We start from the raw sequence: 23,233 nt of genomic DNA, 5'->3' as shown, positions 1-23,233 counted from the left end.
GGCCGGATATCTGTCATCACTGATGGTTATAACATGGTGGCAGGGGGGCTAGGCCCCTCTGCCGAGTAGTAGGTTTCGCAGTGGCTTGACCCACTACTTGGTGACTGGTGAGGTAGGGAATGACCCCTGCCCCCACCAGTCTGTGCCGTCGCGGGAATGACCCCTGCACCATAACGGTGCGACATGACGTCTGGCGGCACGACACGCGATCACGCGATACGTACCTTTCGGCGCGATACCGCGCTCTCCGGGGATGGACCCCCGGCGCGTGCCCCTAACAGCCGGTTGACCGGCTTCATTACTGTGGAGTAATGGTTGCGTTAGTCAAAACGAACTACTCTCTGACGATATATAAAACAAATCGTATTATGCTCAGAGAAAGTGTAAATCGCGAAAGGGGGCAAGAGATGTAGATATCGATAGGCAATTGAGAATACATGATATCGATAATCAAGCATACTCAGGCCTGGAAAGGAAGGGCCGAGTCTTATGAAGCTCTCAGATTGGAACGGTAAGCCGTACAATACAAAAACTGGTTGATACATTTTAAACCTAAACGGAAGAGAAATCAGACTCTCATCTGGGCATATAATAAATAATCGCCAACTAATTTACTGTCCGGCGATAAACCATGGGATTTTTTGAAAAGACCCTCGAGAAGACAAAAGCATCGACAAAATCCATATCGAGTAAGTTCAACGAGACAAAGGATACTAGCAAGATTCAATCTCAGATAAAGTCCGAGAAAGAGAAAGTCAAAGAATGCTACGAGACTATCGGAAAGGAATACTATCGCTTCACATACGACGGTGACGAATCTCATAAGGACTGCTTCGACTCACTGGTCCAGAAGATCAACGACTCCAGGAAACTCATCGAGGAATGGGAGGCACAGCTCGAGGAGATCAGGGCTAAAGGGTCCGAGGAGAGGGAGAACATCAAGGCGGACAGGGATGCGAAGCTCGAGGAGATCGAGGCGTCCGATGCCGAGGCAAAGGCCGAGAAAGAGAGAATCAAGAAAGAGAAGGACGACACTTTCTGATTCCTAAAACACGGATGGCCATTCGGCCATCTGGCCTTTTATTTGTCTCCATACAATCTTAATTAGTAACACGTTTTTATCGTAGAATACACATTCAGTATGCATGACAGGCGTTACGCGCATAGGAGTTTCACTCGAACCGAACCTTTTGGAAGCTTTTGATGAGGACATAGCAAAGAAAGGCTATAGCAGCAGATCGGAAGCATTGCGCGATCTTGTCCGTGATTCCCTTGCAGAGAACGAATGGAAGAATGATGATGAGTGGATGGTAGGCACTATTGTCATGGTGTATGACCATACCAATTCTACTGTGGGCGATAAGCTCACGGACATCCAGCATCAGCACCACGGTCTTGTCAAGACGTCTGTCCATATCCACCTTGACGAGGATAAATGTATGGAGATCCTGATCTGCGAGGACAGGCTCAAGAACCTGAAGAATTTTGCTTCAGAGGTAACCAGCATCAAAGGTGTCCTAAGGGGCAGGCTCACCATGGTCGCACCGTCTACTGGCAACCTCCATCATGTAGGCCACAGGCACTGAGGCATCTCGCTTCAAATGACTGTAGTATCTGCGATATCTGGGTCCAGCAACTGTAAATATCTTTATTGGATTATACATCCAATGAACGGTATTACTGTAATCAAGGCAAAGACAACTATAGCGATCCTTGTTCTATTGGTTGCTTCCTTTGTTGTCATTTGTAGCACTGTGGAGGATTCGGATGCATCAAGCAGCGACTATAGATTCAGCGGAGAGCTGATGGAATCCTTGTCATCGTCAAATGGTATCAATGATGTAACAATCGATACAGTTTGGTCAAAGGAGAATGTCCGCGGTTATGCTGTCGCGGGAGAGTACATCTATGCTTCCTTTAAGACCGGCGATCTCCAAAAGATAGAGATCAAGACCGGACAGGTTGTCAAGACTGTACCTACCGGCAAGGATAGCGGTGTGGATTATGTCTCTGTCGGTGACAATTATGTTTTGGACCCGGCTTCCGGAAACGTATATGACCTCGATCTCAACAAATTATACAGTCTCGGGACATCTTCCGATCAGGGTTACTATGACGACGGCTATTGGTATGTGGTAAAAGCCGATAAGACCTGCACCTGTTTCTCTGCCAAGGATGAGGACAAAAGCTCTGCGGACAATGTTCAGAGTCAGAAATGGTCGCAGAAGTTCTTCTTCTACATCGATTCATTCACATTAACGGTTTCATTAGCATTCGGGGACAAGTGTCTGTTCTATCCAGGTATAGGGGAATCGGATACCGCCAAACGTATCGTCTACAGTGTGGACAAGGCTACTGGAGATTTGAAGGACAGCTTTGAGATGACCGAAATCCAGTCAACGTTTTGGAACAGCGGTTTCATCCAATGCTTCGACGACACGGTAATAGTGACGACCCATTGGGATTCCATGTTTGCCCCTCCAAGGCTAGGGGACGATTACAAGACCATATTCCTGATCGATGTCGGCTCTGACGGTAAGTTCAAGTCGGATACTGCGAAGTATTGGTCCAATGGTTACAATGATTCCTATGGTTCCTGTATGATCGTTGTCGGGGGCTTGGGTTTCGCGCAGACCGGATTGAGTTTCAAAGTATTCGATATGAAAGACGGCAAGATCAAGGCCACTACTGATGTGGACAGCCGTCTCGGAAAGACATACAGCAACATCGCGGTGGCAGCGGGAGATGATGGATTCGTCAGAGGATACGTGTCTCCGGCGGGAGCGCCCAATCCCTTGAGTCCTGTTGACGGATTGATCTGTTTCGAATACAACAAAAAGACCGGGGATATCAGGAGTTTCGATATCAAGGTCGGAACCCCCCAGACTGATAACACCAATCCGATCAAGATAGGGCCAAACGGAGAGGTCATCTTCGCAAAGAATGATGGGAAGCTGTACTGCATAACATCCACGATACAGCCTAGTTCGGGATTCGATATGCCTATCTGGGCTATCGTTCTGATAGTATTGCTCGTCATCGCTGTTATTGCCGCAGTATTCTTTGTAAGAAAGAAAAAATCAAGCATAGATGGTTGAGATAAACAAAGCCGGCTCTGAGAAGGGCCGGCTGTTTTCCTGTATTTTCCTATATACTTTGTATATAGCCTGAAAAACTCTGCTGAACCGACCACCCAACTAAATAAATACGTTCTGGATTGTTGTGGTAAGCTAATGAGAAAGCTCATCATCACTGAGAAGGCGAATGCCGCAAGAAGGATCTCGACCATTCTGTCGGATGGTAAATCCACGTCATCATCTAGCAGCGGAGCTACTGTTATTTCCTTCTCAGCTGGAGGCGACGACTACGATGTCGTCAGCCTCAGAGGTCACATCATTGAATTGGACTATCCTAGGGAGTACAACGATTGGGGCGCAATCAAGCCCGCAGATCTTGTGTATGCCCCTCAGGTCAAGACGGTCCGTGTGAAATCCATTCTCAGCTCTATCAGGGACCTTGCTTCCAAAGCGGACGAGATAATCATCGCAACCGACTACGACAGGGAAGGAGAACTCATCGGTATGGAGACCGTAAAGGCCATCGATGCCGATATGACAAAGGTCAAGAGGGCAAAGTTCAGTGCACTGACCAAGGGTGAGGTCGAAGCAGCCTTCAACAATCTTGCCGACCCCGATGAGAAACTGGCCGATGCCGCTGAGGCAAGACAGATCGTAGACCTGTCCTGGGGTGCCGTTCTCACCAGATTAATTTCATTGTCATCCGGACAGGTTGGAAATAACTTCATGTCCGTCGGTAGGGTCCAGAGCCCTACTCTGAAACTGCTTGTCGACAGGCACGAAGAGATCGAAAACTTCGTCCCTGTCCCCTATTGGAATGTAATAGGCAAGTTCGGAATGCTTGCTTTCAAGGGCGATCATGAGAAGAATCCCTTCTGGAAGAAAGAGGATGCCGAATCCGTCCTTGACAAGGTCAAGGGATGCAAGACAGGTACAGTGGCCAAATACGTCTCCGAATTGAAGGACGAGTACAGGCCCGCGCCTTTCGATACCACCATGATGCAGGTGGAGGCCAACAAGATCGGTATCCCTCCGACCACAGCCATGAAACTGGCCGAGGATCTGTACACCGGAGGATACATATCGTATCCCCGTACCGAGAACACCGAGTATCCGAAGAGCCTTAATCTGAGGTCTGTGCTGGACAAGCTCAAGGATTCCGATTTCAAGGCAGAGGTCTCAGAGATACTCTCCCAGGAGAAGATATACCCCTCCAAGGGAAAGAGGACAACAACGGACCATCCGCCTATATATCCTACAGCCGGAGCAACCTCCGACAAGATGAAAGGGGACAAGTGGAAGCTCTACGAGCTCATAGTGAGGAGGTTCCTCGCAACCGTAGCACCCAACGCAAAGGCGGAGGTGACGCAGTGTGTCATCGATGTCGAAGGGGAGAGATTCGAGTCCAATGGATACGTCCTAAAGGAGCCCGGTTGGAAGAAGTATTACAAGAAATACCTCCCGGCCAATGAGAGCAGGCTCCCTGTTCTCAAAGAAGGAGAAGAGGTCGATGTCAGATCCATGAGCATTGTGGAATCGGAGACCAAACCGCCTTACAGGTACAATCAGGGTTCTCTCATTCAGGAGATGGACAGGTTGCAGCTTGGTACCAAGAGTACAAGGCACGACATCATCGGCAAACTGTTCTCTAGGAATTATGTGCAAGGTAACTACATGATCCCCACTCCGAGCGGAATAGCGCTCACCAAGTCGCTTGAGAAGCACGGTGGAGGCATTACCGAGCCTGACATGACCGCCAAGCTGGAGTTGGATATGCTCTCGATTTCCGAAGGCAAGAGGACATTGGATTCCGTAGTATCGGAATCTCAGGATATGCTGCACGATGTCGCAGTAAAGATCTCCAATGAGTCCGAAGACATCGGAAAGGAGATCAAGGATGCGCTGCATTCACAGCAGCATATCGGAGTCTGCCCCACATGCGGTAAGAACATGTCCGTGAAGAGATCGAAGAACGGTAATTTCATCGGATGTGACGGATATCCCGATTGTAAGCGTGCATATCCGCTTCCCAGAGGAGCTCTCATCCAGACAGTTGATACGACATGCCCAGTTTGCGGCCTGCCTCAGTTGAAGATCATCAGAAGGGGCAATCCTCCTTCAGTTCAGTGTATCGACCCCAAGTGTACTAGCAATGTCGCAATGAACGATCTCGGTCTATGTCCTACATGTAACAACGGTCACATCAGGGTGATGTTCTCTAAGGCGGGAAGGAGGTTCGCAGGATGTTCTTCATGGCCGACGTGTACACAGACCTATCCTCTGAGGCCCAGGGGTACTGTAACACCTCTCGGTAAGGCATGTGCGATCTGTAAAGCACCAATGATCAAGGTTGGTACTCTTGAGGAGTGTATCAATCCCGATTGTCCCGGCAAGAAGAAGACTGTGCGCACTTCAAAAGCTCCTGTCAAGAAGAAATCATCAACAGAGTGATATGCTGCTTTATTGGATGTGTCATCCAATCCAATTTATAAGGTGTTGTGAAACGTTTTATAGTAAGTAACTTGACCTTTTTATACAGTAACACGAAAATTAAATTAGTGTTACGCTCTAACTTTCTTAGAATTAATAACTTTCCTCTGTGATTATACCATCATAGAGGTTGTTTAGGTAATCGATCTCTTCGGAGATTCTCCGGTTCCGACAGGTAGTGCACTCAAGGTCTTTTCCTAGGGCTAGCTTGAGCTTCATCTCTGAGCGGTCGAGTGCGACGATACGTCCGCATGCACAGTATACGCACATCTCATCTTTCGACGAGAACTTGTCCAATCTAATCCTGGACTGTGCATGCGGAATGTAACTTCCAACGTTACACGTATCTCCATCCATCTAATCGGTCCCCCAACTTGCAGTTAACTCCGGCTATGATTGCAGTCCTATAAGGCCGGAAATACCTGCAATACAGCGACTGTCGATTTCCAATATAAACCCTTAGATTAACATTCTTAGATTAACGGAGTTAGTCATTTTTTTCTTTCTTTATTTGTACATTTTTGTATAGTTATCTTTATATATGTAAAATTGAAGAAATTAACGGCACTTATGCATATAAAAACCCTATTAGTCTACGAAAATCGTATTTCCGCCACGCCTTTCGAAATCATCTAGATTCGTTGATTAGGTCGTTCTTTATGTCCCATAATTTCTGAGATAGATCTACATAGTATTGATGGGGGTTTGCAAAACGTTTTACCTCTTCCCAAAGGGTGTTTAATTCATCAGAGCAGTGTTTGCGGATCTCTTGCAATGAAGGTAGGTCATACACAAGTTTGCCGTCCTCTATGATCTTTACCATGAGTTCTTTGGCGGTGTATTCCTTCATTGTCTTCCTCTTCCAAGTTGCGGCAGGATCGAAGAGCTCCAATGGTTTTGTTGTATCAATAGTTTCATCATGTACGCAGATGAGATCTGCAACGGCCATACCATCCTTTCCGTAGATTCTGTAGATCTTTTTGAAATGAGGCGTCGTGATTTTCTCAACATTCTCAGAGATCTTGATCCTCGGTACTATTTTGCCATCTTCTTCAGATGCAACAAGTTTGTACACCCCGTTCAGAACAGGGTCGCTATGGGATGTGATGAGATTATCGCCGACACCGAAGCCGTCAATGACGGCCCCTTGGTCAAGCAGGTCTTTGATCAGATTCTCATCGAGAGCATTAGAAACGATTATCTTGCAATTCGGCAGCCCGGCGTCGTCAAGCATCTTCCTTGCTTTCTTGGTAAGGAAGGAGAAGTCTCCCGAATCGAGGCGGATGGCGCATTTATTGATGCCTGTGGCCTTGAATGCTTTAATTGCGTTGGGAATGCCGCTGTTTAGCGTATCATAGGTATCCACCAACAGAGTGGCGTTATCTGGATACAGCTCGCAGAATTTCACGAAAGCCTCATACTCGGAATCGAACATCATCACCCAAGAATGGGCCATGGTTCCGCTTGCAGGGATTCCATACCATTTGTCGCTGACCGTGCAGGCGGTACCGCCGCAGCCTGCTATGTAAGCAGCTCTGGCGCCCAGAACGGCTGCGTCTGTACCTTGGGCCCTTCTGGATCCGAATTCTAGGACGGTCCTTCCTGCAGCGGCCCTGACGATACGGCTCGCTTTGGTAGCGATAAGGGTCTGGTGGTTGATTGTGAGCAGGGCAAAGGTCTCAAGTATCTGGGCCTGGGCTATGGGTGCCCTGATGGTGACAAGAGGCTCTCCGGGGAACACAGGAGTTCCCTCGGGGATAGCCCACACGTCACCTGTGAATCTGAAATCCTTCAGGTATTGAAGGAATTCTTCTGAGAAAGTGTTCTTGGAACGTAGGAACTCCACATCGTTGTCTGTGAAACGGAGGTTGATGATGTAGTCCACCAGCTGCTCAAGGCCTGCGAATATGCAGAAACCTCCTCTGTCGGGGACAGTCCTGAAGAATATGTCGAAGTACACCATACGGTCGTGCAGACCGTTCTTGATGTAGCCGTTCGCCATCGTGTACTCGTAGTAGTCGCACAGCAGAGGGATGTTCCTGTCATTCTCCATATGATACCTCAGATGTGGAATTTAGATAGGCCGGGGAATTTGGCCTTGGAACCGAGTTCCTCCTCGATCCTCAGCAGACGGTTGTATTTGGCCGTCCTTTCCCCTCTTGCGGGAGCACCGGTCTTGATCTCTCCAGAACCCCATCCCACGGAGAGGTCCGCTATGGTAGTGTCTTCGGATTCTCCCGATCTGTGGGAGACCACGACGTTGTATCCGTTGTCGAAGCTCATCTGTGCGGCTTCTCCGGATTCAGTGATGGTACCGATCTGGTTTACCTTGAGCAGAAGGGCGTTGGCTGCACCCTGTGCTATTCCTTTGGAGAGACGCTTGGAGTTGGTGACGAAGAGGTCGTCGCCCACGATCTGCACATGCTTTCCTACCTTCTTGGTAAGCTCGGCGGTGGTCTCGAAGTCGTCTTCGAAGAACGGATCCTCGATGCTGATCAACGGATGGTCCTTCGTGAGCTGCACGTAGTGGTCGGCCAGCTCTCCTGCGGACAGTTTCATTCCGTCGACTTCATAGACGCCGTTGCTGAAGAATTCGGAGGATGCAGCATCAATCGCGAGGTAGATATCCTTTCCGGGTGTGTATCCGGCATCAGAGACCGCAGAAACGATGGTGGAGAGTGCTTCGTCAACTGTATCCAGCGGCGGGGCAAAGCCTCCCTCGTCTCCGATGTTGATTGCACCGACCCCGTATTTGTTCTTCAGAATCGATTTGAGATGCATGTAGACCTCGGAGGACATCCTCAGACAGTCTGAGAAAGATTTGGCACCAGCTGGGATGATCATGCATTCCTGTATCTTCAGGTTGCCTCCCGCGTGCTTTCCTCCGTTGATGATGTTCAGCATAGGAACGGGAAGTGTGACGTGATCCTTTCCAATGTGCTGGTAGACAGGTATGTTGTTGCACATGGCACCTGCCCTTGCGACTGCAAGTGAGACGGCCACTGTGGCATTCCCTCCGAGGGAAGTTTTGTTCTCGGTACCGTCCAGTTCGATCATCGCTCTGTCGATGCCTTCCTGGTCGGTGGGGTCCATTCCAGTAATCTTTTTAGCGATGGGTCCGCGGACATTCTCAACAGCCTTCAGAACGCCTTTTCCGCCGTACCTCTCGCCTCCGTCACGGAGTTCGTGGGCCTCCCATGAACCGGTGGATGCACCGGATGGTGCGATTGCGGTGATCTTGTGACCGCCGACTGTCAGCTCTGCCTCGACTGTGGGGTTTCCCCTGGAATCCAGGACTTCTCTTGCCCATACCTTCTCGATTTGCATTTTGTTCCCTCAGTTAGAATACTCGGACATATCTCCGAGCAGGATGTTGCGGTCCTTCGTAGTAAGGATGGTCGGGTCCACCGAGATGACGAATGTCGCCGGTTTTCCTGGCCTTTCCTTGATCAGCTGGTGCAGGAACACCAGGCTGTGGTTCAGACCGTTGCTGTCGATGATCTCGGTGAAATCCTCGATCATGATGATTGGTTTCTCATGTTCCTCTATGAATTTCTTGATGAATACCGTCAGGGTTCCAAGGGCGCTGATGTCCATCGTCTTACCCCTTGCTACGGATGACAGAGTTACCACGTCTATATCCTCATGGTCGTAGTTCTGCATGACCGCTTTTGCATTGTCCGAGGATATCACGAGTGTGGAGTAATCCTTGGGGCTGAAGATGTTGACGAATCCTACTATGTTCACCGGTTCCTTCTCGAAGAAGACGTAGGATCTTCCGTACAAAGGCCCTTCAGCAGCTATGTATTCAGCTACCACTGCGCTCTCGTCCACCTCAATCTTGGGCTCCTTCTTGACAGGACCGTTCCTTTTGATGCGGTTGAGGAAATTATTGGACTTCTTCCTTTTGTTCCTGGCCTCTTGGGCCTTCTCCTCTTCCTTCTTGGAAACGAGGACATTGAGGGCGGCCGCGATATCTGTTGATTTGAAAGGTTTGTTCACGACAGCCTTGATGAATGTGCTGTCCTGAGGTGCTTCTTCGTTCAAGCTTTTGATAAGAACGGTATCCAAGGACAACTCGGGGTTCTTCTCGTGCGCATGGCTCAGGATCTGGAGTCCTTCCTCATCGTTGACAATCGAATCAAGAAGGATCGCATTCGGTTCGAATTCAAGTATCTGGTCGACAGCCTCGCTTATGGAACCAGCTATCCTTACTACGTGACCCTCCTCTATGAGGATATCCTTCAGAATCTCCTGTATTGCAATGTTGTCGTCGACTACCAGGACTTTCATCCATTCAACTCCGTGCGGTGTACGGATTCGGAGTATTTGACTATCACGATGACGGGTCGGAGTATCCGAGTCTAGAGCTATCGCTGAACGGATGGTATCCGGCCATATGGCCGTAAAAACAATGTGAAGCAGAATTCACTGCTTCCTGCTCTCTTTGGCTTTGGGCCTGAGGTTGCTGTATCCGCATTTCCTGCACTTGGATGCCTTAGCGGGGTTAGTGGCATAGCAGTTCATGCATACAGTCTTGTCAAGGAGCCTGGCCTCAGCCTCTTTGAAACGTGCCATTCGATATTCCTCTGAATTCCCGATTATGCATGTAATATAAAAATCCCACTGATTTGTTCCTATGGTGATCTGTATCAATCCAGCAGAGCTCTCTGCTGTCTGAAATCATCCATGGGGTCATGGCCATGACCAGGTAGTTCATGGATCAGAAGATCCGGTTTAATGGCATCGACGATCTCCTTGCAGCGCGGGTCTGAGAAGGGAAGATGCTGGTCCAGGGTTGTGATATGATGATAGGCCCCGCTGATGAAATCAGTCACCGGCCCGCCTTCGTAGAACCTTTCTTCGAATGTCGCTCTGTATTTGGCTGATGCGCTGTAATGGAAGTGCATTGCGGATATGGCGTCCAGAAGATCCTGGCTGTAGCTGTCGATTATCCTGAGGACGGCATCGATGCCCTCCTGTTGGGTGTTGATGTCGGGAAGTGTGTTCATCAGATGTCCGGTATCGAGACATATGCCCCAATTCTCGAATTCGATATGCTTCTCCAGCAGCCTATAGTCGGAGTCGTCCTGTAGTCTTAGTCCCGGCCACCATAGGTTCTCAAAGACCAGTTTGAACGGAGGTTCTCCCTTCGGAAATGCCGATACCGCCGCATTGATCATCTCGCAGAATGTCCTCAGCACGGTTTTGGGGTCGTCAGAATACTTACGTTTGTGGATGTCCGGTATGGAGACATTGGAGGCGTGGATAACCCCGTGGGCCGGCTCCAAAGGGGCAGCGTAACCGATCATGTCCCTTACTGTTTGGATAACGCTTTCTCTGTCCTTTCCGTACATGTAGTACTTGGAGTAGTAATCGCTCATCTCATAGGCCCTGCCTTCCCAGGCTGCGAGCCAATCGGTGGAATATGGGAGATGAACCGATACGGTATAGGGCTTCAGAGCCAAGTCTGCAGGCTGATGTGATGTGAGAATTTCCAACCCATCGCAAGAGACGTCACTGAGCAGACCATTTAGGTCCGGTGAGAGGTCATCCAGATTCTGGTAAACGGAATAGCTGAAGAGGTGTCTCATCAGAACAGTTCTAGAGCTGCGGATACCGCTGCCACGATAGCGGTCTGTTTGTTGTTTCCGCCACCTATGATCAGTGCATCGTTGGGCTTCATGCCGTATTCTTCGCGGATCTTCTTTGCAACTTCAGGTCTCTCAGCATCAAGATTCCAGTCAGGAGGGATGCAGAGGTTTCCGTCCCTGTAGACGATTGTGGTACAGCCTTCTGCTCCGACCTTGATTCCGGCATCTCTCTGCTCCATTCCGTTGTTGACCTTGCTGGCAACGCCTTTGACTATGACTCCCTGCTGTTCAGAACCTATCACTGAACCCTCGAGGAAAATGTCAACCGGCTGGATAGGAATCTGATCCAGGAACGACTGGCCAGCTTTGGTAATGACGATACCTGTCTGCTTGATGGAAATGTATTCCCACTCGGAAAGTGTATCCAAAATCCTACGCATGCTGCCTTCGCCTATACCTACTTCGTCGGCGAGTCTTTTACGTCCGATGCGTTTCCCGTTCGAAAGCAGGTACATAGTCCAGTATACGTTAGCGTCGTTGAATCTGAACATAGGACCGAATTGAGGTGCATCGATTATTTTCAAGTAGTACCACCGTGTTAGTTGGATGGGTGTAGCGCTATATAAACAATATTAAAGAAGGGGCCGTAGGCCCCTTATTATATAAATGGGTTCAGAAGGTCTTTACCTTTCCGTTGATGATCATGTTGGAGACCTTGTCGACGTTATCGAGCCAATCAAATGCGATGGCATCGGCCTCTTTTGCCCAGTTTTTGAAGTTGGGGTTCTTCTCAGCCTCGGGGAGAACGATCTGAACAGAGCAGTTCAGAGGCTGGGAAACGGGCTTTCCGATCTGGGAGAGGATCCTGACCCTGATCTCTGCCTCATCAGTGACCTTCTTGGCGACATCTTCTGCGATGAGCTTGGACATGACGTTGTAGATCTTTCCGATGTGCGTGATGGGGTTCTTTCCGGATGTTGCCTCCATGGACATGGGCCTGTAAGGGGTGATGAGTCCGTTGCACCTGTTACCCCTTCCGACGGATCCGTCGTCTCCCATCTCCTGAGAGAGTCCGGTACAGGTGAGGTAGTAGATTCCTTTCTTGTAGTTGTCACCGGTGTTGATGTCCAGTTTGAAGTCGACCTTCTCCTTTCCGATGATCTTCAAAGCGTTGTCGGTGACGAGGTCGTACATCTCCTCGATGGCGGACTTGTAGTGGGTAGCATCGGGGATGTACTTGTCGACCATTGCACAAGCGATGGTCATGGTGATCTTATTGTCAATCCTGGAGCACATGACTTTAACATCCTGTCCGGTCTCCTTGAGTTTCTTCTTCATTGCACCATTGACGTACTTCTCTGTCTCGAGTGTGAGCTTGTCAGTTATGGAGTAGGGTGCGTATCCGACACCGAAAGAGGTATCATTGGCGAGAACTCCAGAGGTCTTGTAGACTCCTGTGAGGTCATCGGATCCCATTCCGATCTTCGCATCGAGGATTACCTCGGAGTCAACATCGAGGTTGGGGAATGTCTTCTCAAGGTACTTGCGGGCTGCAGCGAGTGCTGTGGGCTTGCAGGGAAGGTCCTTGACGAGCTTTCCGTCGTCGATGAACGTGGTGGCCCTTCCGACCAAAAGCATGTAAACGGGATCGATGATGTGTCCGCCGCCGAATTTGGGTGCTGCGGTACCTGCGGCGAGCTGTGTCTCGTCGGTGTTGTGATGGAGGACGTGTCCGACCTCCTTGATGTACATCTTACAAAGAGCCTTGGAAACTTCCTCTCCGAGAGCGTCTGCGACAGAGTCGGGGTGTCCTATTCCCTTCCTCTCGACGATCTCGACTTTTTTCATAGGGGTGGGGATCTCGTTGAGACCCTCGACATAAATGTTCTTAGCTTTTTTAGGCATGTAAACTCGCATTATTTCACTATTTATATATCTTATGTGTAAAAATATTCTTATATGAATATTATATCGCTAACCGCATGAGATTTCCCCCGGCGACCGATATTAGGAAGATAAGAGTAGGCATGGATGTCACTCAGTCTGAGTTAGCAGAGAGGTCGGGAATCAGTCAAGGCACCATTGCAAAGATCGAACGTGGGAAGATCTCCGCCAGTTATGAAACGGTGGTAAAACTTTTTGAGACACTCGACTCCATGAAGCAGGAGATAGGTCAAGGTTTGACAGCTGTGGATGTCTGTTCTAAGACGGTCGTATCGGTTCAGAGCAACGATACGATACAAGCAGCATCGAATCTAATGAGGGAGAGAGGATACTCTCAATTGCCAGTTTTCTTGGGAGATACCCCAGTGGGTAGCATATCAGAAAGGGGTATTTTCGAGATGATGAGTCGCGAGAAATCTTTAGAAAAAGTCAACAAGACGCTTGTTAGCGAGATCATGGGGGAATCCTTCCCTGTTGTTTCCGACAATACCCCAGTGGGTACAGTGGCCGGTTTGATGAATAGTTACAACGCAATTCTGGTGTCTAAAAGAGGAGTCATCATAGGCATGATAACTAGTGCAGATATGCTCAAACTAATCTGACCAATATAGATAGTTATATACAATAATAAGAGGTCATCCCTTCAGGATAAGCCCGTCAGGTCTGATTTCATAGAGTTGCATATCTTGCGCCGCATAGCTGCTGGGAAAGATATTTCTAGCCTCTGCTTCCAAAGGTGTGGTATCGCGGTAGCGATGGCTCAGATGTGTTAGGATCAGATGCTCTGCACCGCATTCTTTCGCAGTCTCGGCAGCCTGTGCGGCTGTTGAGTGAAGGTGTTCTTTGGCCAAATCCTCGGCATCCGACATGTAGGTGCTCTCATGAATCAGGACTGTGACGCCTTCAGAACCTTTGATCACGGATTGACATGGCATAGTATCCCCTGTATAGGATACCGAGACGCCCTTAACGGGATGACCGATTACCTGTTTAGGAGAAACGCCTTTGACTGTTTCTCCCTTCTTCAATCTAGCCATATCTGGACCGTCGTCGATGCCGAGTGAAACTGCTTTCTCCCTATCGAGTTTTCCGGGGTGGTCCTTCTCTTTGATGACGTAACCCACAGAGGGTATGCCATGTTCGGTCGGATACGTCGATATCAGAGAATTGCCGACCGCGAAGGACTCACCACCTGAGATTTCTTCAACCTGTAAGGGGTATACCGTATCTCCTTCCGTCACGGACATGAATGTTTCGACACAGTTGACGATGCCTTTCGGACCATACACGGTCAGGGGTTCCTTCCTGCCGGACAGACTCATAGTCTGTAACAATCCAGGCAGACCGAATACATGATCCCCGTGGAGATGGGTGATGAGTATCGCTCTAATCTTCATGAAGGAAAACGGCGAGACCATAAGCTGTCTTTGAGAACCTTCGCCACAGTCTAAAAGGAATATGTCGGAGCCGTTCCTCACAGCGATACAGGATGTCGCCCGCGACCTCGAGGGTACGCCGGCGCCTGTGCCGAGGAAGAGCAGCTCCAGCATGGTATCGTTTCACTCGTAGATCGAGTCCAATTCCCTGTCGGTTTTGGTCTGCTTCTTGAACTCCTTGTAGTGTTCTTTGCAAAGGTGAACGCTGCGGAGGTCATTGCTTTTCAGAATCAGCTGGGATTTTGCGACCTGCTTGATGTTGAAAGACCTTTCAGCATCGTTGTCGCATCCTGCTACGTCGCATTTTGCGGCTACGGTGTTGTGCTTAGCTAGTGCCATGATTCCCCTATCTCAATACTGGACTTAATAACCATCGGCATTTAGCTCACGGTCCGACGGATTTTCCTTTATATCCATAGTCGTATTGAGGGTTATGACCATCGTATCCCCGTCGATGCTGTCGGCGGATTTCTCGAAGCTCGGAGAAGAGCTGGTCCGTGTGGAGAAGTCAGGGGCAGACTGGGCCCATTTGGATGTAATGGATGGTATGTTCGTCCCAAACATCACATTCGGCCCCCCTATCATCAAAGCAATGAGGAGGCACTCAAAAATCACCTTCGACGCTCACCTGATGATCGAGGACCCCATTCGCTACATAAATGCATTCGCTGACGCGGGATGCGATATGATAACCGTTCACTGCGAGGCCAAAGGAGACATACACGGAGCAATCTCGGAGATAAGAGCTAAGGGTTTGAAGGTGGGCATATCTATCAATCCTGAGACGGATATAACCGCTTTGGAGGAGTTCCTTCCAGAAGTGGATTTGGTCCTTGTCATGACGGTCCATCCCGGGTTTGGCGGTCAATCCTTCATTGCTGATTGTGTTCCTAAGATCTCATGGGTGAAGGAATGGGCCAAGAAGAATGGCAGGGAGATATTGGTCTCTGTCGACGGCGGAATCAACGAGAAGACTGCCAAGATATGTCTTGATGCTGGTGCTGACATCCTGGTCGCTGGATCCTATCTGTTCAAGATGAAGGACATGTCGGAAACCATTGCCGAGTGGCATAGGAGCTGATAGGGTGGGAGTTAACCTATCGCCCATCGTGACTGCAAAGGAGATCAAACTAGAGGATCTCCGCGGAAAGACAGTCGCGGTCGACGCCTATAACACGATATTCCAATTCCTATCGATAATAAGGCAGCCTGACGGGAAACCTCTGATGGATGCAGAAGGTAGGGTGACATCACATCTTTCAGGTATCCTCTACCGCACAGCAAATCTGATAGAGGCCGGTATCGAACCATCCTTCGTTTTCGACGGTAAGCCCAATGAGCTCAAGGCAGGGACCATCGAAGAAAGGATCGCCAGAAGGGAGAAGGCCAAGCGCGAATATGAGGAGGCGTTGGCGGAAGGGGACATGAAGAAGGCGTTCTCCAAAGCCCAGCAGACATCCAGGATGACCCCAGAGATCCTCGAGACATCCAAGAAGCTCATACAGCTGATGGGTCTGCCCGTCATCCAGGCACCAAGCGACGGAGAGGCTCAGGCCGCATACATGTGCCGCAAGGGAGATGTTTACGCCGCGGCATCGCAGGATTTCGATTCTATATTGTTCGGAGCACCTCTTCTGGTCAGGAATATGACCATCTCCGGAAGGCGCAAGGTACCTGGAAAACAGATCTACAGGGATGTGAACACTGAGATAATCGATTCTCAGGAGATGCTCCAGTCACTGGGTGTCACAAGGGAGCAGCTGGTGGATGTCTGCATGATGATCGGTACAGATTTCAACACCGGCGTCAATGGCATCGGTCCGAAGAAGGGTCTGAAGCTCATACAGAAGTATGGCAGCCTGGAGAAGGTCATGGAAGAGACCGATATCGACATTCCCGATTACGAGGAGGTCAGGGAGATATTCCTGAACGGCCCCAAGTCGGATGAGTACAATGTCAAGATCGGGAACATCGACAGGGACGGCGTTCTGGACCTGATGACCGAGTATGGTTTCTCCGAAGACAGGGTCACCAATGTGATCAACAAGATCGAGGCGGCACGCAAGGCGGAGTCCATCAGGAAGAAGCAGAAATCGCTGGATGCATGGTTCTGATGATAGATTCACATCTTCACGGCATAGAGGCGGTACCTGAGAATTATTCTGATTTCTCTGAGCTCACTCGCATGGTCTCATGCGTAGCGAAGGTGGATGAATGGGATAAGCAGATGGCCATCGAGGATCCCCGGATGATCAAATCATACGGTGTCCATCCCTGGTATGCGGAGGATTGGACGCTTGAGAATAAGAAGCGTCTCTTCGATCTGCTGAGTTCTGATCCCAATGCACATGTGGGGGAGATCGGACTCGATTCCAAGAGAGGACAGATTCTCGGTCAGACGATGGTACTTATACAGCAGCTAGATATCGCAGAATACTTCGGAAGGGTTGTCTCGATACATGATGTAGGTTGCGAGAAGATGGTCTTGGATACACTCAAAGGAAGGAATCTCAAGGGCATCATACTGCATTCATACGGTTCGGATAGCTATGTGAAGCCTTATTCGGAGATGGGTTGCTATTTCTCGATATCTCCGAGGCTGCTTTCCAGATCGGATATCAGGGTCAAGAGGCTAATGGAGGCGATACCTGATGACAGACTGCTTCTGGAGACCGATTCGCCGGCATGCGGAAAGGAATTCAAAGGCATGAGGGATTTCTCTGAAAGACTGGGAAGTATCATCGGAAGACCATCAGATGAGCTGCTGTCATTGGCAGAAGTGAATCTTAGGAGGCTGTTTCCATGAGTGGGATGTCGGAAAGGACCTCTCTGCTGATAGGCGAGGCAGGTGTGGAACGCTTGAGGAACTCATCGGTCCTGCTTGTCGGGTGCGGAGCGGTAGGAGGATATGCGCTAGAGGGTCTGGTCCGTGCCGGTGTCGGAAAGATCAGAGTGGTGGACCATGATGTATTCTCGGAGAGCAATATGAACCGTCAGATACTAGCCACCACGAATACGGTGGGAGTTCCTAAGGTAGAAGCGGCTTGCGAGAGGGCCAAGTCCATCAATCCCGAAATTCAGATTGAGCCGTTAGATATACTAGTAAACCCGGAGACGGTCTCTGAGATATTAGATGGAGATTTTGACATCCTCGTGGACGCCATCGATACACTGGGGAATAAGATCGCATTGCTTTCAGCCGCTTCAGACAGAGGGATCGTAACGTTCTCGTCGATGGGTGCTGCACTCCATATTGATACGCAATCTGTGAAGATAGCTCCCTTAATGAAGACCAATACATGTCCCCTCGCTGCTTCACTCAGGAAAGCGCTCAGGGATAAGGACACTTTGAAGATCACCGCAGTCTATTCAGTCGAACCCCCGGTCGTCAAGCCTTCTGAAAGGGATGTGCACGGAAAGAGCATATTGGGCTCGCTTCCGACCGTTCCCGCAGTGTTCGGAATGACCTTGGCGAACGAGGCCATAAAATACATCCTGTCCAGAGAATCCTGATCAGTTTGGTATTGATGATGATAATCAGGCATTCATCTTGAATGCCGAGTAATCAAATTTATGCTCAGGACAGTTCTCCTGACATCTTTGGCAACTGGTCCCGAGACAATGTCCGGTACGAATTGTGAATGTTCCTTCGCTGTAGGAAAGTGCTTTTTCAGGACATCCTCTTACACATTTCTCACAACCCGAGCAATTCCATGAAGACGACATTAACGGGGATATGTCCAATATGTCCAGAGATTCACCGACCTCACGTATGTCGGTATCGCATACCCTCGTAACATCAGTGGGTGTTTGTCTGTCCAGATAGCCTTCCACGCCGTAGCGTTCCATGGCACGTCTGTAACGATTCAATGGCATGCCGTCGTTCCAATAGCCGAATTCATAGGTGTACAGGTCGCGGAAAGTGTCGCAAGATGCGAACATTATGTGGTCCGTGACCAGCTTCTTGCGGAGATCTTCCAATTCAGCAAGCATATCCGGGTTGAAAGCCAGATCTTTGGCAAGTTCGAGCGAAGTATTGCCGACCTGTATCACGTGTTCGCTGTCAGGAGGCACCAGACCAACAGCCTTGGCTTTCACCGGATCTACATAAGTCCCCGATGCCCCAGCCATGTACATCTTTTTGATGTCCTGGGGATCGACACCTGCAGTGATCATGAGGGTTAGATGTCCCGCACGGATGGCTCCCAGTGCCTTTCCCGCTTCTTTGTAGTCTTCTGTTGAGAATTTTATCTTCCGGGTTATACGAACGGAACCATTGCTGATCTCCGAGTCATTCACGCGCTCGTCTTGTTGGCATGCATAGACCAGAGCTACAACCCCAGTTCCTGTGATTCCCTCGGGGGCCAAGCCTTCGTTATGGGTGATGTCGCTGCGAATGTTAAGGACAGGACCGTCCTTGGCGAACAGCCTCTCATCTAGCACCTTGGATCTCCATCCCTGCGGTGTACGGACCAGATCGCTCAACGCTCCAGGACCGGCAATCATGCCGTTCCCTATCTGCTGTCCTTCCATGGCAGGACCTGCTGCGGCCGATCCAGTGTAGATTTTGTCTTTCACTTTCAGAGCCATCTCTGCGTTGGTCCCGTAGTCGGTGACCATACAGTAGTCGTCATCCAAAAAACCTGACTTCAGCATCATTGCGAGGGCATCAGCCCCAATCTCATGACGTACCGCGGGAGGGATGATTATCTGGACTCCAGGCATGCCGATTATCTTGCCGTCAGCGACATGCCCTGCTCTGTCCTTTCTTTCGACGCCCTCTATTTTGAGTTTGTTGTCCCCTGCATATGCTAGGTCGCGGATATCAATCCCCTCGAATAAAGAAAGTTGTATGGGATTGCCGCAAACGGCTATGCGGATAGGGGGTTCCGATGTCAGTTTGGATATTATCTGCTTTACCGCGTCCACCAGTATCTGATGCGCTAATTCTTGGCTGTACTGAATGGCAAAGGACATGTGGTCCATGACATTACAGCCAGGAATCGGGTTCCTGGTAGTGATGCAAGTACGGATTACCTTGCGGATCTCCAGGTCCAAAAGCTGACCCCTTATCCCGCTGGTCCCGATATCCAAAGCTATAGCCGTTCCGTTCATGTCATAAAGATAAAATGGGTCAGGAGGAGAACCTCCTGCCCTTTGGGTTTGTTTCAAGCCCTGAGCTCTTCCCAGGTCTTTCCTTCCATGATCTTGGCCGCGGTGTGGACAGTCTCAAGTGGAGACTTGGTGTAGAGGGAGTTCCTGAAAGTATCCACGAATGCCTTGGAGACTGCTGCTCCTCCGCACGCAACGGATACCCCGGTCTTCTCCAGTTCTAACAGGAGGGACGTGTCCACGAGTCCTGGTTTAGTGGTGGACATCAGAGTGGATCCGCACACCAGTTTCACGTTGTTCTCCTTGACGATCTCCAGAACCTTCTCCTTCGGCACATCCCTTCCGATATCGATCACGGTATATCCGTTCGCTCTGAGGATGGCCGCGCAGATGTTCTTTCCGATATCATGCAGGTCACCTGCTGCGACGAACGAGGCGATGATTCCCTTGCTCGGAACCTGGCCGATCTTGTCCTGACAGATCTTGATTCCTGCCTGCATGGCGTCATTGGACATCAGGATCTCAGGAACGAACGACAATCCGAGGTCGTACATCTCACACTGCACAGTGATTCCGGGCATGAGTGCGTTGGTGACGATATCGACAGGATCCTTTCCTGCTGCGATCTGTTCCTTCACCTTCGGTTCTACGATGGCCCTCTTTCCATCCAGAACGGCTTGCGATATCTCGCGGTATTCCTTATTCGGCGGGAAGAACTCCTCTTTGAGCTTCTCTGCGCTCTTGGCCTTCTTGTCAGCCGCACTGATGATACCGAGCTCTATGGCCATTCCCTCTTGGACCAGCCTGTTGAACCTGACGGGGTCCTCAATGCGCATCTTCTCTACCATCTGCATCGCTATATCCATCTGCATCAGAATGCACCTCCTTCAATCTTGTAGTCAGCCATGCCTTTGAGATACTTCGCCCTGGCCCTTCCGTAAGCACGTACACAGTCGTCCGCGTCTGCAGGATCAGGTACTGGGGTATCCTTACATGCCTGTACATAGGCTTTCAGATTCTCCAGCGGGGTTCCGTTGGACACATCGCATGCGGTTCCGACGACATTCACGCCTTCACGTATGCACTGCTGGGTTCTTGCGTAGACCTGTTCGGGGGTTCCGTTGGGCATCAGGTCGATAACGTCGAGACTTCCGAGACACTGCATCTCATTGCCCAGTTCCTGCCTCACGAACCATGCCGGTGGAGCATCGAACGAGAAGCAGTCCATTCCGCTCTTCTTGATCAATGGCAAGAGCTTCTCCGTGTGTCCGCACATGTGCAGGATCTTGGGTGCACTGACCGCTCTCGCGAACTTCTTGTGGTATGGGAGAACGAATTCCTCGTAGGTCTCGGGAGATATTAGGTCTCCGGATGCTGAGGGGTCAGCAGGGAACAAGATATGCGCTCCTGCTGCAACCTGCTGTCTTCCGTACTCGATACAGAAGTCGGTCGCTGCGGCAATCGCTTCATGTGCCTTCTCTGGATCGGTCACGGTCATCATCACAAGTTTCTCGACACCCATTATGTGTCCAGCAACGGTGAACGGTGCAGTGATCACAGGGATGATCGGAAGGTCTCCACAGTATCTGGTACGAAGGATGTTGATCGCTTCCAACACGACTGCTGCTCTGTCCTTCTCGTAGAACTTATCGTCCCATGTGATGTCCTTCGGGTCTTTGTATGCAGGTCCGGTAACTGGCGGTCTGTCGGGCTTGTCCCAATCTAGTTTACATCCAAGCACCTCTGCTTCCAGAGAGATGTCGAACTGAGGCCTTGCCGCTTCTATTCCACACACCTCATAGGGTGCTGCTGCCAGGTCTGCCATCATCTTGGGGTCCCTGTGGGCCTTCGGCCAAGATGCTCCACACCAATCCATAAGATCTTTAGTAGTTTGTGCTAGAGGGTTCGCAGGAGGTACGTAATCTACGCGCCCTCCGAGTACTCCTGCTAATGCACGCCTTGCCGGTGTCATTTCTACCATTTACTACCACCTGTTAAGAATTTCTAATTCGAGGTTTTTAAAGATTAGTTGGATGGATGTAATGTCCATATTATTTAATCAATTTCAATAGATTAATATATTGAAATACTCAACATTTGTTAATTTGAGGTATTGATAAAAAACTAACATTTATATATTAGTGAAATCGACAACTAATGTTTATTAGTTAGATTAGAAAAGCAATCCTTTGCAATCAGGAAACTTTTTTGATTGTTTTCCCACTCTTCTTCCTTTTATATTATATGGGTATACACGAACCTACACGGAACAAGATAGTTTCCGAAAATGAGGACTAGCAATGATAACGCCGATCCGCGCCAATTATGATGCCAAGGGCATTGAGAAGGACATCCAGGAATACTGGAAGTCCGAGCACGCTTATGAGAAAACCAGGGAAGCTAGGAAGGACGGGAAGAAATTCTATTTCGTCGATGGACCACCCTACACCACTGGAGCGATTCACCTGGGTACCGCGATGAACAAGACCGTCAAGGACATTATGATAAGATACTGGAGCATGAACGGGTATAATATCCGCGACCAGCCCGGTTTCGATATGCACGGGCTTCCCATCGAGGTCAAAGTCGAGAAGAACATCGGCGTCCATTCCAAGAAGGACATCGAGGAGCTTGGTATCGATAAGTTCGTTGAGACCTGCAAATCCTTTGCACAGGGTCTCCGTGAGGACATGACAGAACAGTTCAAACAGCTGGGAGTCTGGATGGATTGGGACAACCCCTATCAGACCATCAAATTGGATTATATCGAGTCCGCATGGTGGACCCTTCAGAGAGCATATGAGAAGGGACTCCTCAAGGATTCATCAAGGGTTGTCACCTGGTGCCCCAGATGCGAAACCGCACTAGCAGAGGCAGAGATCGAGTATTGGGACGAGACGGACCCTTCGATCATGGTCAGATTCCCCATCAAAGGCGATAATGCGTCGCTGCTCATATGGACAACTACGCCTTGGACACTCGCAGCGAACATGGCCGTTGCAGTTCACCCTGATTTCGATTATGCAAGGGTGAAGATGTCCGGCCCGAAGGGTGAGGAGGAACTCATCATACTCGAATCTCAGGCAGATTACGTCATGCAGAAAGGCGGATACGAGAACTTCGAAGTCATCAAGAGGATGAAGGGACAGGAATTGGAAGGCATCGCATATGAGCCTGTCTTCCAGCTCGACGTCCCTCAGGCGGATTGGAATTACAAGGTCGTCACTGCCACATATGTGGAGCAGGACAACACAGGTCTTGTACACACTGCGCCCGGTCACGGACCGGACGATTACGAGACAGGTAAGAGGTACGGAATCCCTCCGTTCTGCCCCGTTGCAGAGAACGGAAGGTACACCGATGAGTTCCCCATGATGGTAGGAAAGAAGGTCAAGACCGTACATGACGACGTAATCAAGTATCTTGATGAGACTGGGAGACTGTTCAACTCCAGCAAGATCAAGCACAGATACGGACATTGCTGGAGATGCAAATCGCCTATTATCTACAGGAATACCCGCCAGTGGTTCGTGGAGGTCCCTAAGGTCAAGGATCAGATGCTCTCCGAGATCGACCGCGC

The 23,233-nt window shown here is 49.8% G+C and carries 22 protein-coding genes; 10 read left to right on the top strand and 12 right to left on the bottom strand.

Annotated elements, in window-relative coordinates:
• Positions 1–631 precede the first annotated feature (631 nt).
• The 4 genes from E7Z62_06500 (at position 632) to E7Z62_06485 (ending at position 5,528) form a co-directional block, all read left to right on the top strand.
• A complete protein-coding gene (locus E7Z62_06500; GenBank protein ID MBE6522756.1) occupies positions 632–1,042 on the top strand; it encodes a hypothetical protein in 411 nt (136 codons plus the stop codon).
• A 103-nt stretch (positions 1,043–1,145) separates the two neighbouring features.
• Positions 1,146–1,586 (top strand): nickel-responsive transcriptional regulator NikR, encoded by a 441-nt coding sequence (nikR, locus tag E7Z62_06495; protein ID MBE6522755.1) that lies wholly within the window; start codon positions 1,146–1,148, stop codon positions 1,584–1,586.
• An 81-nt stretch (positions 1,587–1,667) separates the two neighbouring features.
• Positions 1,668–3,098, top strand: a complete 1,431-nt coding sequence (locus tag E7Z62_06490; GenBank protein MBE6522754.1) for a hypothetical protein — start codon at positions 1,668–1,670, stop codon at positions 3,096–3,098.
• Between the two features lie 135 nt (positions 3,099–3,233).
• Positions 3,234–5,528, top strand: a complete 2,295-nt coding sequence (locus E7Z62_06485; protein ID MBE6522753.1) for a DNA topoisomerase I — start codon at positions 3,234–3,236, stop codon at positions 5,526–5,528.
• Between the two features lie 667 nt (positions 5,529–6,195).
• Here the strand turns inward: E7Z62_06485 and E7Z62_06480 are convergent.
• The 7 genes from E7Z62_06480 to E7Z62_06450 form a co-directional block, all read right to left on the bottom strand.
• Complete coding sequence (locus tag E7Z62_06480) at positions 6,196–7,620, bottom strand: nicotinate phosphoribosyltransferase (GenBank protein ID MBE6522752.1); 1,425 nt, start codon at positions 7,618–7,620, stop codon at positions 6,196–6,198.
• Between the two features lie 8 nt (positions 7,621–7,628).
• Positions 7,629–8,894 carry a phosphopyruvate hydratase gene (locus tag E7Z62_06475; GenBank protein MBE6522751.1) on the bottom strand — a complete coding sequence of 422 codons (1,266 nt, stop codon included), beginning with the start codon at positions 8,892–8,894 and terminating at the stop codon, positions 7,629–7,631.
• Between the two features lie 9 nt (positions 8,895–8,903).
• The gene (locus tag E7Z62_06470) at positions 8,904–9,860 is read right to left on the bottom strand and encodes a response regulator (protein MBE6522750.1); all 957 of its coding nucleotides are present in this window, start codon (positions 9,858–9,860) and stop codon (positions 8,904–8,906) included.
• Positions 9,861–9,995: 135 nt separating this feature from the next.
• Positions 9,996–10,145: a 50S ribosomal protein L40e gene (locus E7Z62_06465; protein ID MBE6522749.1), complete on the bottom strand. Its 150-nt coding sequence runs from the start codon at positions 10,143–10,145 to the stop codon at positions 9,996–9,998.
• A gap of 74 nt (positions 10,146–10,219) precedes the next feature.
• Entirely contained in the window at positions 10,220–11,161 is a 942-nt protein-coding gene (locus tag E7Z62_06460; GenBank protein ID MBE6522748.1) for a sugar phosphate isomerase/epimerase, read from the bottom strand.
• Positions 11,161–11,712, bottom strand: a complete 552-nt coding sequence (locus E7Z62_06455; GenBank protein ID MBE6522747.1) for a hypothetical protein — start codon at positions 11,710–11,712, stop codon at positions 11,161–11,163. The genes E7Z62_06460 and E7Z62_06455 overlap by 1 nt, the downstream gene beginning before the upstream one ends.
• Positions 11,713–11,833: 121 nt before the next feature.
• A complete protein-coding gene (locus E7Z62_06450; GenBank protein MBE6522746.1) occupies positions 11,834–13,066 on the bottom strand; it encodes a methionine adenosyltransferase in 1,233 nt (410 codons plus the stop codon).
• A gap of 77 nt (positions 13,067–13,143) precedes the next feature.
• Here E7Z62_06450 and E7Z62_06445 point away from each other — a divergent pair, with 77 nt between their 5' ends.
• Entirely contained in the window at positions 13,144–13,707 is a 564-nt protein-coding gene (locus E7Z62_06445) for a CBS domain-containing protein (protein ID MBE6522745.1), read from the top strand.
• Between the two features lie 33 nt (positions 13,708–13,740).
• Here the strand turns inward: E7Z62_06445 and rnz are convergent, their stop codons facing one another.
• Together rnz and E7Z62_06435 are read right to left on the bottom strand one after the other, a co-directional pair.
• Positions 13,741–14,655 (bottom strand): ribonuclease Z, encoded by a 915-nt coding sequence (rnz, locus tag E7Z62_06440; GenBank protein MBE6522744.1) that lies wholly within the window; start codon positions 14,653–14,655, stop codon positions 13,741–13,743.
• 9 nt (positions 14,656–14,664) lie between these two features.
• Entirely contained in the window at positions 14,665–14,880 is a 216-nt protein-coding gene (locus E7Z62_06435; GenBank protein MBE6522743.1) for a hypothetical protein, read from the bottom strand.
• A gap of 94 nt (positions 14,881–14,974) precedes the next feature.
• Between E7Z62_06435 and E7Z62_06430 the strand changes: the two genes are divergently transcribed.
• From E7Z62_06430 to E7Z62_06415, 4 genes are read left to right on the top strand one after another with little or no spacing between them, the layout of a single operon-like run.
• Positions 14,975–15,622, top strand: a complete 648-nt coding sequence (locus E7Z62_06430; GenBank protein ID MBE6522742.1) for a ribulose-phosphate 3-epimerase — start codon at positions 14,975–14,977, stop codon at positions 15,620–15,622.
• 4 nt (positions 15,623–15,626) lie between these two features.
• Positions 15,627–16,655: a flap endonuclease-1 gene (gene fen / locus E7Z62_06425; protein MBE6522741.1), complete on the top strand. Its 1,029-nt coding sequence runs from the start codon at positions 15,627–15,629 to the stop codon at positions 16,653–16,655.
• On the top strand, positions 16,646–17,347 hold the full coding sequence (locus E7Z62_06420) for a deoxyribonuclease (GenBank protein MBE6522740.1): 702 nt from the start codon (positions 16,646–16,648) through the stop codon (positions 17,345–17,347). Before fen ends, E7Z62_06420 begins: the two co-directional genes overlap by 10 nt.
• The gene (locus E7Z62_06415) at positions 17,344–18,054 is read left to right on the top strand and encodes a tRNA threonylcarbamoyladenosine dehydratase (protein MBE6522739.1); all 711 of its coding nucleotides are present in this window, start codon (positions 17,344–17,346) and stop codon (positions 18,052–18,054) included. The genes E7Z62_06420 and E7Z62_06415 overlap by 4 nt, the downstream gene beginning before the upstream one ends.
• A gap of 24 nt (positions 18,055–18,078) precedes the next feature.
• Here the strand turns inward: E7Z62_06415 and E7Z62_06410 are convergent, their stop codons facing one another.
• Genes E7Z62_06410 through E7Z62_06400 form a run of 3 tightly spaced genes read right to left on the bottom strand, consistent with a single transcriptional unit; the run spans position 18,079 to position 21,634 of the window.
• Positions 18,079–19,656 carry a methylamine methyltransferase corrinoid protein reductive activase gene (locus E7Z62_06410; GenBank protein MBE6522738.1) on the bottom strand — a complete coding sequence of 526 codons (1,578 nt, stop codon included), beginning with the start codon at positions 19,654–19,656 and terminating at the stop codon, positions 18,079–18,081.
• A gap of 53 nt (positions 19,657–19,709) precedes the next feature.
• The gene (locus E7Z62_06405) at positions 19,710–20,525 is read right to left on the bottom strand and encodes a methylthiol--CoM methyltransferase (protein ID MBE6522737.1); all 816 of its coding nucleotides are present in this window, start codon (positions 20,523–20,525) and stop codon (positions 19,710–19,712) included.
• Positions 20,525–21,634: an MtaA/CmuA family methyltransferase gene (locus tag E7Z62_06400; protein ID MBE6522736.1), complete on the bottom strand. Its 1,110-nt coding sequence runs from the start codon at positions 21,632–21,634 to the stop codon at positions 20,525–20,527. The genes E7Z62_06405 and E7Z62_06400 overlap by 1 nt, the downstream gene beginning before the upstream one ends.
• Positions 21,635–21,953: 319 nt before the next feature.
• Here E7Z62_06400 and E7Z62_06395 point away from each other — a divergent pair.
• Positions 21,954–23,233 (top strand): isoleucine--tRNA ligase (locus E7Z62_06395; protein MBE6522735.1); only part of this gene is annotated, 1,280 nt, incomplete at its 3' end.

This window comes from Thermoplasmata archaeon, from assembly GCA_015063285.1.
Lineage (GTDB): Archaea > Thermoplasmatota > Thermoplasmata > Methanomassiliicoccales > Methanomethylophilaceae > Methanoprimaticola.
The sequence above is the reverse complement of the archived record's forward strand: the minus strand, read 5'-3'. Positions and strand labels throughout refer to the sequence as shown.

Bases quoted from the DNA above. Each gene is read 5' to 3' on its own strand.
- E7Z62_06500 (MBE6522756.1), top strand. From the start codon at position 632: ATGGGATTTTTTGAAAAGACCCTCGAGAAGACAAAAGCATCGACAAAA.
- nikR (MBE6522755.1), top strand. From the start codon at position 1,146: ATGACAGGCGTTACGCGCATAGGAGTTTCACTCGAACCGAACCTTTTG.
- E7Z62_06490 (MBE6522754.1), top strand. From the start codon at position 1,668: ATGAACGGTATTACTGTAATCAAGGCAAAGACAACTATAGCGATCCTT.
- E7Z62_06485 (MBE6522753.1), top strand. From the start codon at position 3,234: ATGAGAAAGCTCATCATCACTGAGAAGGCGAATGCCGCAAGAAGGATC.
- E7Z62_06480 (MBE6522752.1), bottom strand. From the start codon at position 7,620: ATGGAGAATGACAGGAACATCCCTCTGCTGTGCGACTACTACGAGTAC.
- E7Z62_06475 (MBE6522751.1), bottom strand. From the start codon at position 8,894: ATGCAAATCGAGAAGGTATGGGCAAGAGAAGTCCTGGATTCCAGGGGA.
- E7Z62_06470 (MBE6522750.1), bottom strand. From the start codon at position 9,860: ATGAAAGTCCTGGTAGTCGACGACAACATTGCAATACAGGAGATTCTG.
- E7Z62_06465 (MBE6522749.1), bottom strand. From the start codon at position 10,145: ATGGCACGTTTCAAAGAGGCTGAGGCCAGGCTCCTTGACAAGACTGTA.
- E7Z62_06460 (MBE6522748.1), bottom strand. From the start codon at position 11,161: ATGAGACACCTCTTCAGCTATTCCGTTTACCAGAATCTGGATGACCTC.
- E7Z62_06455 (MBE6522747.1), bottom strand. From the start codon at position 11,712: ATGTTCAGATTCAACGACGCTAACGTATACTGGACTATGTACCTGCTT.
- E7Z62_06450 (MBE6522746.1), bottom strand. From the start codon at position 13,066: ATGCCTAAAAAAGCTAAGAACATTTATGTCGAGGGTCTCAACGAGATC.
- E7Z62_06445 (MBE6522745.1), top strand. From the start codon at position 13,144: ATGAGATTTCCCCCGGCGACCGATATTAGGAAGATAAGAGTAGGCATG.
- rnz (MBE6522744.1), bottom strand. From the start codon at position 14,655: ATGCTGGAGCTGCTCTTCCTCGGCACAGGCGCCGGCGTACCCTCGAGG.
- E7Z62_06435 (MBE6522743.1), bottom strand. From the start codon at position 14,880: ATGGCACTAGCTAAGCACAACACCGTAGCCGCAAAATGCGACGTAGCA.
- E7Z62_06430 (MBE6522742.1), top strand. From the start codon at position 14,975: ATGACCATCGTATCCCCGTCGATGCTGTCGGCGGATTTCTCGAAGCTC.
- E7Z62_06420 (MBE6522740.1), top strand. From the start codon at position 16,646: ATGGTTCTGATGATAGATTCACATCTTCACGGCATAGAGGCGGTACCT.
- E7Z62_06415 (MBE6522739.1), top strand. From the start codon at position 17,344: ATGAGTGGGATGTCGGAAAGGACCTCTCTGCTGATAGGCGAGGCAGGT.
- E7Z62_06410 (MBE6522738.1), bottom strand. From the start codon at position 19,656: ATGAACGGAACGGCTATAGCTTTGGATATCGGGACCAGCGGGATAAGG.
- E7Z62_06405 (MBE6522737.1), bottom strand. From the start codon at position 20,525: ATGCAGATGGATATAGCGATGCAGATGGTAGAGAAGATGCGCATTGAG.
- E7Z62_06400 (MBE6522736.1), bottom strand. From the start codon at position 21,634: ATGGTAGAAATGACACCGGCAAGGCGTGCATTAGCAGGAGTACTCGGA.